Source organism: Methylocystis rosea SV97, assembly GCF_000372845.1.
Lineage (GTDB): Bacteria > Pseudomonadota > Alphaproteobacteria > Rhizobiales > Beijerinckiaceae > Methylocystis > Methylocystis rosea.
The window spans coordinates 1110826-1123192 of sequence record NZ_KB889963.1; the positions used below are offsets into that span (position 1 = coordinate 1110826).

Sequence of the window (12367 nt, forward strand, 5' to 3'; positions counted from 1 at the left end):
TGGCCGCGCGTCTCGCAGGATGGCAATCTCCGCCGAAGTGATCAAGCCATGTGGCTAAGAGCATTTGCTCGGCGTCACAACTCAAGATACTCCAGCCAGAACAGATGCTATAGCGGGATGTTATCATGCTTCTTCCTCGGCTTTTCAAAAACCTTTCCACGGAGCAGAGCGAGTGAGCGAGCAATTCGCTTTCGCGTGTCGCGCGGCGCAATCACCGCGTCGACGTAACCTCTTTCTGCAGCCGCAAAAGGCGACAGAAATTGCTGTTCATACTCTCTGATACGGCAGGACATCTTATCTTCGTCGCGAATGTCGGCGCGAAAGATGATTTCGACGGCGCCCTTTGCGCCCATGACGGCGATCTGCGCCGACGGCCAGGCGTAGTTGACGTCGCCGCGCAGATGTTTCGAGGACATGACGGCATAGGCGCCGCCAAACGCCTTGCGCGTGATGACCGTCACTTTCGGCACCGTCGCTTCGGCGTATGCGAACAGCAGTTTCGCGCCATGCTTGATCAGGCCGCCATATTCCTGCGCCGTGCCGGGTAGAAATCCCGGCACGTCGACAAAGGTGACGATCGGAATGTTGAAGCAGTCGCAAAAACGCACGAAACGCGCCGCCTTCTTGGAGGCGTCGATGTCGAGCACGCCGGCGAGCACGAGAGGCTGATTGGCGACGAAACCGACCGTGCGCCCTTCGATGCGGCCGAAGCCGATCACGATATTGCGCGCATGGGCATCTTGTATCTCGAAGAAGTCAGCCTCGTCGACAATCTTATGGATGAGCTCCTTGATGTCGTACGGCTTGTTCGGATTATCCGGAACAATTGTGTCGAGCGATTCGTCGAGCCGGTCCACCTCGTCGAAAGCGGGCCATTCCGGCGGCTCCTCCTGGTTGGAGGAGGGCAGGAAATCGATCAGCCTGCGCATCTGCAGGAGCGTTTCGACGTCGTTGTCGTATGCGCGATCGGCGATCGAGCTTTTGGTCGTATGCACCGAAGCGCCGCCGAGCTCTTCCGCCGTGACGGTCTCATTTGTCACCGTCTTCACGACATCGGGCCCGGTCACGAACATATAGCTCGTGTCGCGCACCATGAAGATGAAGTCGGTCATCGCCGGCGAGTACACGTCGCCGCCGGCGCAAGGGCCCATGATCACCGAGATTTGCGGAATGACGCCGGAGGCCATCACGTTGCGCTGGAAGACTTCGCCATAGCCGCCGAGCGCCGCGACGCCTTCCTGAATGCGCGCGCCGCCTGCGTCGAACAGGCCGATGATCGGGGCGCGATTTTTCAGCGCCATNTCCTGCAGCTTGGTGATNTTTTGCGCGTGAGTCTCCGACAGAGAGCCGCCGAAGACGGTGAAGTCCTTGGCGAAGACGAAGACGGCGCGGCCGTTGACCGTCCCCCAACCGGTGACGACGCCGTCGCCGGAGATTTTCTCGCCCTGATCCATGCCGAAATCGGTGCAGCGATGGGCGACGAACATGTCGAATTCTTCGAACGAGCCGTGATCGAGCAGCAGTTCGATTCTCTCTCGCGCCGTGAGCTTGCCGCGGGCGTGCTGCGCTTCGATGCGCTTTTGGCCGCCGCCAAGCCTCGCGGACGCGCGCCGCCGTTCAAGCCCGTCGAAAATATGTTCCACCAAATATTGTCCTTATGCATTTCGTAGCGAAGATCGCACGGACAAGATTACGACCGCCGAAATCTCCTGAGATTCAACATATGTTGCGCAAGCCCGTCGCAAACGCTCTTCATTTGGCTTGCATCCTTCGTAGCGATGTCCGCTCTTTTGCTATTCGCGATTCATTCCAACCATTACTTTGGCGTCCGAGCGCGTAAAGGATTTCATGTCTTTGCCAGTCTAGGCGGATTTCCAACGTTGCAAAAATTCAAAATCTGTAAGCATTTGTTTCAAAAATAACTCGCTTTGTAACCGGCCCCAGTCTCGCTAAGACGCTCCATTCGGTGAAGAGAAAGTTCGATCTTCTGCGGATGCAGCACGCGCGGGCGCCTCTGTGCGAAGATGCGAAGTCATGAGGTTGAAGATGGTCCGTCAATAGAATCGGTCTCGCAAGACCACAGATCCTCGTTCTGAAACGGCGCGTGACCGGCGTCACCGGCGAAGCTTGCTCTTCGCCTCACGGAGAATCCTGCGCGGAAAGTGACACTGGGTCAGTGTCAACAGAAGATCCGGGAGTTAGGTATTCTCACAATGCATCATGGGTTGCACAAAGGGCAGTGCTGAGCCGGCGCGCGCTGCAATCCAGCTCCTCGAAGGCGCTCTTCCGTATAATCGCATGCGGGACACCCTAATATCTCAGCAACGACCAACTCAGTGGGCGTGCCGCAGGCTTCGCAGAGCAAGCCGGCGCGAGATCCGGTCCGACCAAAACCCGGCGCGCCGCAGGCCGGGCATTGCCGCGCCAAGCGCTGCGCCAGGCGTTCGGCCAATATGGCAAGACTCCTCATCCGCGTCGGGTTGAAGTGGGCGCGCATGTCGGTCTCAATACGCGCTCGCCCATCCGATGATACAGCGGCGGCTGTTTCAATGGCGCGCCTTAAGCGGTCGGGGTCGACAATGCCCTTAGCGAGAGCAGACGCCACCTCACCTTCGTTCGGCCGCACGATCAGCCCATGGGTCGGATAACCGACCTTTTGCAGAAACGCGTCGGACGCTTCGCCGGGCGAAATGACCAGATGATCATAATTCGTTTTCTCCGTGATTAAGCTTTCGGTGACAACAATCCCCCTCTCGTCATTTACAAAAACCAGGAGCTCCATGCCCGCAGGAATATACGGAATGGCTGGATGCGGACCAAATGAGCCTTCACTCGCAAGCCCAAGCGGCACACCTGCGGCGCTCATGCCCAGACGCGCTTTGCGCAGGGCAACGTCGAGCATCGTGCCATTGCGCGGAATCTCTCCAGAAAACGTGCCAAGTTGATCAGTATCTAATCCAGGCGTTGAAGTGACGATTAAGCCGAGCGCAGACATGAGCGCGGGCGCCACGGCCTCCTCCTTGCGGTGCATCGTGGCGATCACAGCCGTTCGAGCCGCGTAGGGATGGCGCGATTCGGCCATGCTAGTAACCGCCGATGGATCGGCCGCGGAACGTCCAGGCGAGGGTAGCGTTCGCCTGAAACGGTATGATGCGAGTGTTGGCGACAACCATGGTTGAGGGCACTCTTCTGGGTGTCTGTTCGAGGACGATGGCGCCCGTGTTGAGGGGAAGACCGTAGAAGCGGGGGCCATGTTCAGCGGCGAAGGCTTCCAGTCTCTCCAGCGCGCCTTCCTCCTCGAAAACCGCCGCGTAGGTTTCCAACGCCACGGGAGCGTTGAAAATGCCGGCGCATCCGCAGTCGGATTCCTTCTCGCCGACCGCGTGCGGCGCTGAGTCCGTGCCTAAGAAAAACTTCGGATTGCCCGACGTCGCCGCGCGGCGCAGCGCCAGTCGATGCCGTTCTCGCTTGGCGACCGGAAGACAGTATAGGTGCGGGCGGATACCGCCTTCGAACAACGCGTTTCGATTGATGACCAGGTGATGCGGCGTGATCGTCGCGCCGAGGTTCGGCCCGGCGGTCTCGACGAACGCGACCGCCTCCTCGGTCGTTATGTGCTCCAACACCACTCGCAGCGCCGGAAACGCCGCGAGTAGTTTCGCAAGCACGCGCTCGATGAAAACAGCCTCGCGATCGAAAACGTCGACGCGATGGTCGGCGACCTCGCCGTGCACCAGCAATGGCATCCCAATTCTTTGCATCAATTCGAGGACAGGAAAAATGCGCTCGATGTCGGTCACGCCGTGCGCGGCATTGGTGGTCGCGTGCGCCGGATAGAGCTTGACCGCCGTGAATACGCCCGATCCGAAGCCCCTCTCGATTTCGCCGGGATCGATCGTGTCGGTGAGGTACGCGGTCATGAGCGGCGTGAACGCGAGACCGGGCGCGAGCGCCGCCTGAACGCGCGAGCGGTACGCCTCTGCAGCGGCAACCGTCGTCACCGGCGGAATGAGGTTCGGCATAACGATAGCCCGCGCGAATTGCCGGGCTGTTTCGTTGACCACCGTCCTCAGCATGGCGCCGTCACGCAGATGCACGTGCCAATCGTCCGGCTGTCGGATGACCAATCTGGTCGCCGCGCCGGTCGCCGTCTTAATCATCGCCGGGTCTCTAAAACCGGACATGGCAGTTGAACATGGTTGATGACCAAAGGACCTCGGCATCGCGATCAATCACAGCAGCTTCACCAGGTCCCCAATGGCGGGCGGCGTCGCGGTTCGGTTCTCCTGATAGCGCAAGGCGACGACCTTGGACCGAGGAGCAAACTGTCGGATAGACGCGACTGCATCATCGAACGGCACGGAGCTGTCCGGCGATTCATCCACTATGACCGCGCAGATCTCGACGCCGTAGACGTCGAGAGCCTTCAATGCGCTCAAGGTGTGGCTTATGGCGCCAAGATAGCTTCCGACGACAAGGAGAGCCGGCACGCCGATCTGCGCCATCCAATCAAGGACCGTGTGTTGGTCATCCAGCGGCGCCATTATACCGCCGACGCCTTCGATCAGCACCACATCGGCGGAGGTCGCCTTGCTCCGCGAGTACTCGACGAGCGCCTCGAACTCGATCTGTCGACCCTCCATGCGTGCCGCGATATGCGGAGATAGCGGCGCCGTGAAACGCCACGGCGAAATACGATCGATTTCATCCGCAGTCACCGGACGAGCCATCGCGGAAAGCAAAATTCCTGTGTCGCTTTCTTCGGGAACAGCAGAATCGAAACCGCTGATGACCGGCTTGTAGGCCTCGACCTTTCGTCCATTGTCCCGGAAATATCTGGTCAAGGCTGCGGTCAGATATGTCTTTCCGATTCCTGTCCCGCTGGAGGTGACGAACAGGGCGACCATTATCGTGCGCACTCAAGTTGCACACGCCGGTTTTCACATATCCCGGTAGCGAGTTTCCACCGCCGGTTGCTGTTGACGCGTGAATCCGTAGCCAATTTGACCTCTCGCCAATCGCTTCGCTCGTTCGGATGGATCAAATCGTCGGCAGACCACAAGATCCAGGCTCAATCCCACCTTCGACGCGCATCGTGAAAGAATAAGAAAGGATGGGTGAGGCCCGCCCTTTCTATTCGCGGCAATGGAGTTATGGGGCAGGTAAAAAATTCTCTATGAGCCGCCGCTTCGGTCAAGCCTTCGGCGGTCCATAATAGCCGGGCTTGGAATGGGTCTCGTTCAGCAGCAGTTTCGCGCCTTCGACGACATGGGGCGCGAGGCCCGCGCCCCCCGTCTCGATCAGCGCCAGCAATTCGGCGCGCATCCTCGGATCCCAGTAGGTCCGCAGATGATTCCTGATGCCTTCCGCACGCCTTTCCGGCGGATAGGGCGCGAAGAAATCGCCGATCTGATTGGCCATCAGAACGATGCGATCGAGCGCCATGACAGGAATGTCGACGCCCGGCGAAAACGACTGCGTCATGCGCATTCCACCGGCTCCAGTTCCTCGATACGCGGCCTTTCCGCCTCCTGCACGCTGGCGGCGGCGCGGCCGTTGGTGCGAACGACATCGACCGCCGTGACCTTGTATTCGGGGCAGTTCGTCGCCCAGTCGGAGAGATCCGATGTGACGGCGTTGGCCTTCGACTTCGCGTGGTGGAACGTTGTGTAGACAACGCCCGGATTCACGCGCTCGGAAATCTTCGCGCGCAGCTCGGTCTGGCCGAAGCGGCTCGACAGCTTCACCCAGTCGCCGCTCTTCAGGCCGCGCGCCATGGCGTCCTGTTCGTTGATTTCGAGCACGTCTTCGGGATGCCACATGGAATTCGGCGTGCGCCGCGTCTGCGTTCCGACATTATATTGTGAGAGAATGCGGCCCGTTGTCAGCAGCAGCGGATATTTATCGTTGGTGCGCTCCGCTGTTGGCACATATTCGGTGAGCATGAAGGCGCCAAGCCCGTTGGCGCGCGGGAACTTCCCAATGTGGAGCACTTCAGTGCCCTCGGGCGCGTCCTCGTTGCAGGGCCATTGCGCGGAGCCGACGCGGTCGATCAGCGCGAAACTTATGCCGCGGTAGTTGGGCGACAGCCGCGCAATCTCGTCGAGAACCTCTCCGGGATTGTTGTAGGCGACGTTGTAGCCCATGGCGTTCATGAGCTTTACCGTGATCTCCCAGTCCTGAAGGCCGGCCAGCGGCTCGATCACCTTGCGCACGCGCGAGACGCGGCGTTCCGCATTGGTGAATGTGCCGTCTTTCTCCAGCGACGATGAGCCGGGGAAGAAAATATGGGCGTATTTCGACGTCTCATTGAGGAAGAGATCATGGAGCACGACGCATTCCATGTTCTTCATCGCGGTGATGACGTGGTGCTGGTTCGGATCGCTCTGCACCGGATCCTCGCCCATGATGTACATGCCCTTGAAGGACCCCGCGACGGCGGCGTCGAGCATGTTGGGCAGGCGCAGGCCGGGCTCGGCGTCGAGGGTCACGCCCCATTCCGCTTCAAAGCTCGAGCGGGTGGCGTAATCCGTCACGAAGCGGTAGCCGCTGAACACATGCGGCCAGCTGCCGAGACAGCTTCCCCCCTGCACATTGCCCTGACCCCGTAGCGGATTGACGCCCACGCCCTCGCGTCCCAGCATGCCGCAGGAGAGGCCGAGATTGCCGAGGCACATCACGCCCGTCGAGCCCTGCGAATGTTCGGTGACGCCGAGGCCATAATAGATGGCGCTGTTGGGGCCGCTGGCGTAGATTCTCGCGGCCTTGCGGATGTCTTCCGAATCGACGCCGGCGATAGGGCCGATGATTTCAGGCGCATATTTGTTGGAGCCGACCAGCGCCTTCCAGTTCTCGAATTCCTTCACTTCGCAGCGCGCGCGCACAAATTCTTCATTGTAGAGCTTCTCGCGCACCACGACATGCGCGATGCTGTCGAGGATCGCGACATTGGTGCCGGGACGGATCGCAAGATGGACGTCGGCCTTGCAATGGGCGGATTCCACGGTCTCGGTCTTGCGCGGGTCGATGACGATGAGCTTCGCGCCCTGGCGGATGCGCCGCTTCATCAGCGAGCCGAAGACTGGATGGCCCTCAGTCGGATTGGCGCCGACAACCATGATGACGTCGGCCTGAAGGATAGAATCGAAGTGCTGGCTCGCCGCGCCCGCGCCGATCGTGTTGGTCAGGCCGAACTGCGTCGGCGAGTGGCAGATGCGGGCGCAGTTGTCGATATTGTTGTTGCCGAGCACAGCGCGCGCGAATTTCTGAACGAGGAAGATTTCCTCATTCGTGCAGCGCGAGCTGGAGACGGCGCCAACCGACTTAACGCCGTATTTGGCCTGGATGCGCCTGAACGCGCTCGCCGCGTAGTCAAACGCCTCCTGCCAGCTCGCGGGCTTCCAGGGGTCGTCGATCGAGGCGCGGATCAGCGGCGTGCGGACGCGGTCCGGCGCAATGTAATAGTCGTAGGCGAATCGGCCCTTGATGCAGCTGTGGCCATGGTTCGCCTTGCCTTCTTTCCATGGCGTCATGCGCACGATCTTGCCCGCGCGAGTCTCGGCCTTGAAGCCGCAGCCGACGCCGCAATAGGCGCAGGTCGTGACGACCGATTTCTCAGGCTTCAGCGGGTTCGGCATGTTTGTACTCTCCCTCGAAGAGGCTCTTCTCGACCAGCGCATGGCTCGGGCAGGCCTGCACGCAGGCGCCGCAACTCACGCATTCGGATTCGAAGAACGGCTGATCCTGGCTTGCGACGACTTTGGATTCGAAGCTGCGGCCGGCGATCGTGATCGCGAAGGTCCCCTGCACCTCGGCGCAGGCGCGCACGCATCGGCTGCAGACGATGCACTTGGCGGGATCGAACAGGAAGTAGGGGTTGGAGGCGTCGACGGGCGCGTCGAAGTGATTGGCGCCGCCCTTGCCGTATGGATGGGATGCGACGCCTTCGGCCTTCAGCGTTTCGTGGAGTTCGCTCCACCCCTCCACCATCTCGCTTTCGGGGAAGTCGGAAAGGTAAAGCTCCAGAACGCCCTTGCGCAGGCGCTGCAGCGTTTCGGTCTGGGTCTTGACCTTCATACCCTCGACCACCGGCGTGGTGCAGCTAGCCGGGAACCCGCCGCGGCCTTCGATCTCTACGAGACAGACGCGACAGCTGCCAAAGGGCTCGAGCATATCGGAGGCGCAGAGTTTCGGGATTGCGCGGCCCGCTTTCGCGGCGGCAAGCATGACCGAACTGCCGGCGGAAACCGTGACGGTAACGTCGTCAATATCAAGCGTTACGGGCGATCCATCTCGTGGCGGGGTGCCAAAATCGATCTCGTCTTTCAATCCACGCAGTTCAGACCACATTCGCTGCCTCGCCAATCCAAAGCTGCCTTTTCTTGTTCCTTCAAGAGGTCACAACCCACTTCAAGAGTGGGTTTTCCTTCCCTCGCACAGTTGCTCGATCTGCGACGACCTCAACGTCGCAACATGACGCAACCAGCTGGCATGGTCGCAGAGCTCAGCGCCTTTAGTGCTTCCGGCAGGGCCAGGAGCATGGCGTCAGGGTCCCAAGCCCTGCGACGTCGCGATCGGGATCGGGTCGGCGAGGCAAAACTGCCATCGCCGAAAATATGCCAACGGCGCTATATTTAGTCGAACGCGAACATCTCTCAATTTCAATTTGTCGAATAGCTCGTTCTATTATGGCAAACGCCAGCGACCATCCGGATTTCGCCGAAAATTATGGACGTTCTGGCGACTCGGGGTGGACCTACCAAACGGGGGCGACATGACGTTCGCCAGAAGCGACCGGGCAATGGCGCAGGTATGGACAAAGCTTCATAGCGACATAGCGACATATTACCCGTCTTGATCGACGTGGCGCGCCGCCACAATACTACGACTATACAATATACTCTGCAAGTAAACGTCGCCACTAAGTTGTGTAACAGTCGGGTGCGAAGCTGGCTCATGGTAGTTAATACTACATAGTTTAAGCTCTCGCAGAGTTTCCAGCTGAGCTATCGTAATTGTAATTCTATCAATTACTGTATATAACAGTATAATTCTGACGGGTGCGATGAAAAGACAGAGGACGCACATGAGCGACATCTACGAAGACTTGCTTAACCGCCATCGCTGGGTTCGCGTTATGGCCGACTATTCTTGCGATGGCGTGTGGGACATCGAGGGAAATTCCTGTGGGGCCGAGGATTTGCCGATCTCACCCGCGCTCGTCGAGCGGCTTCGCCGCTGGCAGGCGCACTACGAGGCGATCGAGGATGCGGTCGAAGAAGAAGGCCGGCCCTACCGAGAAAGCGACTGGACGAATTTTTCCGCCGAAGGCCTCGCCATTGCTCGCGCCGTCAAGGCCGAATTACCGGGCTGGACGGTGTTCTACTTCGATGAGGCCAGGGCGTGCGTCGTTCCCTTGGACAGGAAGCACCGGCTACGGAGTACCGTTGAATACGAAATTCTGCTCGACGAATCTTGCGACTAACAAAACATTTTTCCCTCGGAGAGGGCCAAAGGAATGTCGCCGCTCTCTGAAAAAAAATCGTCGCACTGTGGTGCCGCTTACGTCCAAAAAGATGCGCGAGTGCTATTGATCATGCGAACTAATATCAGACGGCACGACTCTATTCGATCTCCAGAGAAACGAATCTCTTCAATTTTCTTCAGCCTCATTGGCGCCCTTGAACCCTTCGACGATCGCACGAGCAATTTCGAGCCTGGGGAATATTTTGCCACGCGGGACATGAAGGCCGGCGGCGCTCCATGCTGCGCGGGTCGATTTAAGGAGTGTGCGCTTCGGGATATTCTGAAAATACATAAGCCTGATCGTAAAGTCGGTATCGCTCAGTTGGAGCCGCTTTGGCAGCGTCCCGTTCAGGAGCGCCACGAATATTGTCGCAGCGTCGGCGCATCGGAGTCCTGCCTCTATATTTTCTGGCAAAGCGCATCGCTCATTGACGGCAATTTGCATGATGAAGGCGTCCATCAGTTTGATGCGTTCTTCCATATCCGTGAGTTCCGTCTCACATATGGGTCCTCTGAAGAGAGGCGGCTTCCCATATCGGATGATAATGTCGTCTGGGTGTGGAAGATGCAGCGGTGGCGCCTCGCCCTTTGATTCAGCTTCCCTGATTTCTTCCCGACATTGCTGCTGATAGACCTCCCAAAGTTCATTCTCAGCCTTGATCTCGATCGCCTTCTCTCGTTCGATCCGCTCATGCAGGAGGAGCCAGGTTCTCTGCGCGTGAGGGTTGCCTTTTAGGGCCGCATTCTGCAACGCGCGAATAAGAGCCTGTTTCGCTGGAATGACAGAGACGCTATCGCCCTCACGGATGGTGACGCCGCGCTCGGCCTCTTTCAGGATCAATTCCTGTATGGGAAGCGGCTCAATCCGGGGATGAAACGGAGAGCTTGACGTTTTCTTCGGCCTTCCTTTTGGATTGCCTGATTGCCCTTTTTGGAAACGCGTTGTTTTTGGCAGGGTTGGAATCGGCTCGCCAAATGTAATCGCGCTCTTCAAACGATCCACCATTTCGTCGGAAAATAAGCGTTCCGACTGCTCAGAGGCATCTTCGGTCGAAGATTTGTTGGCGCGACGCTTTGTCATGAGTCATGATTCTCGGGCAAGGAGCGGTTTATCAATTGGGGTCGGGACGCGATCGAACTCAGTCGACGAGCGCTCTACGCTTCCGGCCCTGCCGATCTCGCCTCGTTCGAGACGCCATGCGCGCCATTCCTGCCGATCGAGCGGTCGGCAATCGCTCGGCCGCAATGTCTTCGAAGCGTCGGGTCGTTTCGGCGTGGACGGCCGACTTGCCGGTCAGTCTCTCCCAGCGAGAAACGATGACGTCGCAATAGAGAGGGTCATATTCGATAAGCTTTGCTCGTCGTCCGCATGTCTCCGCCGCCATCAGGGTCGAGCCGGAGCCCCCGAAGATGTCCAGGACGATCTCCCCGCGCCGAGAGCAGTCCTTGATGGCGTCGGCCACGAGGGCCACTGGTTTGACCGTCGGATGCATCGACAACGCCTCGGAACGACCTGATCCAAGACTGCTCACGCCGGGGTAGTCCCACACATTCGTGCGATAGCGTCCCGTTTCGCCGAGCCCAAAGTTGTTGGTGTGGGGAGCGGTCCCGACTTTGTAGACGAAGATCAATTCGTGTTTGGAGCGGTAGAAGCTGCCCATGCCGCCATTGGTTTTGTTCCAGATGCAGAGGTTCTTGAAGTCGGTGAAGGCGGCTTCGCCTGCTTCCGTCATTTCACGGATGTGCCGCCAGTCCATGCAGGCGAACGCGATCGCCCCGTCCTTGCATACTGAAGCCGCGTTGGAGAGGGTTATGGTCAGGAACTCGGTGAAAGCCTCGCGAGACATCTCGCCCGAGGCCATGGCGAATTCCCGGTGGCTGTGGCGTCCGAGGCCGGTGACATTGCCGTCGATCTCGACGTTGTAGGGCGGATCCGTGAAGATCAGATCGGCTTTCTCTGCGCCAAGCAGAACGAAGTAATCACGCTTCTCCCTCGCGTCGCCGCACAGCAGCCGGTGTTTTCCCAGGATCCAGAGATCGCCCAAGCGTGTTACAGCTGCTTCGGGTAAATCTGGGATGACGTCGAGCCCATCCGGCGTCTCGACCGAAGCCTCCCGCGCCTGATCGAAGGTGAGATCGATCTCCGCCAAAGAGAAGCCGGTGAACGAGAGGTCGAACTCCGTATCGATCAGCGCCTGAAACTCGATCGCCAGCATTTCCATATCCCAGCCGGCGTTAAGGGCGAGCTTATTGTCCGCAATGACATAGGCGCGCACTTCCTCGGGCGTGAGATGCGACAACTTCAACGTCGGGACCGTTTCGAGACCCAACTCCTGCGCCGCCAAAACCCTGCCATGGCCAGCGATAATGCCGCCGTCGTCCCTGATCAGGACCGGATTAGTGAAGCCGAAGCGGCGAATGCTCTCCGCAATTTGCCGGATCTGTTTCTTCGAATGACGCCGCGCGTTGTTTGCATAAGCCTTGAGGGAGGGGACGGGCCGTAATTCGATGGCGGGCGGAGTGGTGTTCATGGTCTGCCTCAACAGCAATTTCGGTGGGAACGGCTTGAGCGCTTCGCGCAACGAGCCGATCGAATTATGCAAAGGCTTTCACAGAGAGATTCCAGTCGTCAATATTCGGAATGGGGATAAGCTTGGGGAAAGCGCCTTTAAACACCGATTTAATGGTATTCCACGTATAGATTTACCCTACAAAGGCTATTGCTGTAGCAACAAAATTTCGCAGCGGAGGAGGGGCTTTCAAAGGCCCTTCAATGCCCCTTTAAGGGCCGTTTAAGAACCGGCGCGTTTCAGAGGGCGATTTATACTCGTCCGAATGCTTG

The 12367-nt window shown here is 58.9% G+C and carries 10 protein-coding genes; 1 reads left to right on the forward strand and 9 read right to left on the reverse strand.

Going from position 1 to position 12367, the window contains the following annotated elements:
- Positions 1 to 107 precede the first annotated feature (107 nt).
- From A3OO_RS0105940 to A3OO_RS24775, 7 genes are all read right to left on the reverse strand, one after another.
- The gene (locus A3OO_RS0105940; protein WP_018406921.1) at positions 108 to 1643 is read right to left on the reverse strand and encodes an acyl-CoA carboxylase subunit beta; all 1536 of its coding nucleotides are present in this window, start codon (positions 1641 to 1643) and stop codon (positions 108 to 110) included.
- A 575-nt stretch (positions 1644 to 2218) separates the two neighbouring features.
- On the reverse strand, positions 2219 to 3082 hold the full coding sequence (locus A3OO_RS0105945; RefSeq protein ID WP_018406922.1) for a DUF6671 family protein: 864 nt from the start codon (positions 3080 to 3082) through the stop codon (positions 2219 to 2221).
- Between the two features lies 1 nt (position 3083).
- Entirely contained in the window at positions 3084 to 4160 is a 1077-nt protein-coding gene (gene pyrC, locus A3OO_RS0105950; RefSeq protein WP_018406923.1) for a dihydroorotase, read from the reverse strand.
- A 72-nt stretch (positions 4161 to 4232) separates the two neighbouring features.
- Positions 4233 to 4907, reverse strand: coding sequence for a dethiobiotin synthase (gene bioD, locus A3OO_RS21210; protein ID WP_018406924.1), 675 nt, complete (start codon positions 4905 to 4907; stop codon positions 4233 to 4235).
- A gap of 286 nt (positions 4908 to 5193) precedes the next feature.
- Positions 5194 to 5484: a formate dehydrogenase subunit delta gene (locus tag A3OO_RS0105960; RefSeq protein WP_245257114.1), complete on the reverse strand. Its 291-nt coding sequence runs from the start codon at positions 5482 to 5484 to the stop codon at positions 5194 to 5196.
- Complete coding sequence (gene fdhF / locus A3OO_RS0105965; RefSeq protein ID WP_018406926.1) at positions 5481 to 7637, reverse strand: formate dehydrogenase subunit alpha; 2157 nt, start codon at positions 7635 to 7637, stop codon at positions 5481 to 5483. The genes A3OO_RS0105960 and fdhF overlap by 4 nt, the downstream gene beginning before the upstream one ends.
- Positions 7615 to 8349, reverse strand: coding sequence for a 2Fe-2S iron-sulfur cluster-binding protein (locus tag A3OO_RS24775; protein ID WP_083909733.1), 735 nt, complete (start codon positions 8347 to 8349; stop codon positions 7615 to 7617). Before A3OO_RS24775 ends, fdhF begins: the two co-directional genes overlap by 23 nt.
- Before the next feature lie 736 nt (positions 8350 to 9085).
- On the opposite strand from A3OO_RS24775, the gene A3OO_RS0105975 reads away from it, so the two are divergent.
- Positions 9086 to 9484 (forward strand): hypothetical protein, encoded by a 399-nt coding sequence (locus A3OO_RS0105975; RefSeq protein ID WP_018406928.1) that lies wholly within the window; start codon positions 9086 to 9088, stop codon positions 9482 to 9484.
- Between the two features lie 168 nt (positions 9485 to 9652).
- Here A3OO_RS0105975 and A3OO_RS0105980 read toward each other — a convergent pair whose 3' ends face one another.
- Together A3OO_RS0105980 and A3OO_RS0105985 are read right to left on the reverse strand one after the other, a co-directional pair.
- The gene (locus tag A3OO_RS0105980; RefSeq protein WP_018406929.1) at positions 9653 to 10606 is read right to left on the reverse strand and encodes a DUF5681 domain-containing protein; all 954 of its coding nucleotides are present in this window, start codon (positions 10604 to 10606) and stop codon (positions 9653 to 9655) included.
- 58 nt (positions 10607 to 10664) lie between these two features.
- On the reverse strand, positions 10665 to 12056 hold the full coding sequence (locus A3OO_RS0105985) for a site-specific DNA-methyltransferase (protein ID WP_083909796.1): 1392 nt from the start codon (positions 12054 to 12056) through the stop codon (positions 10665 to 10667).
- Between the last annotated feature and the right edge of the window lie 311 nt (positions 12057 to 12367).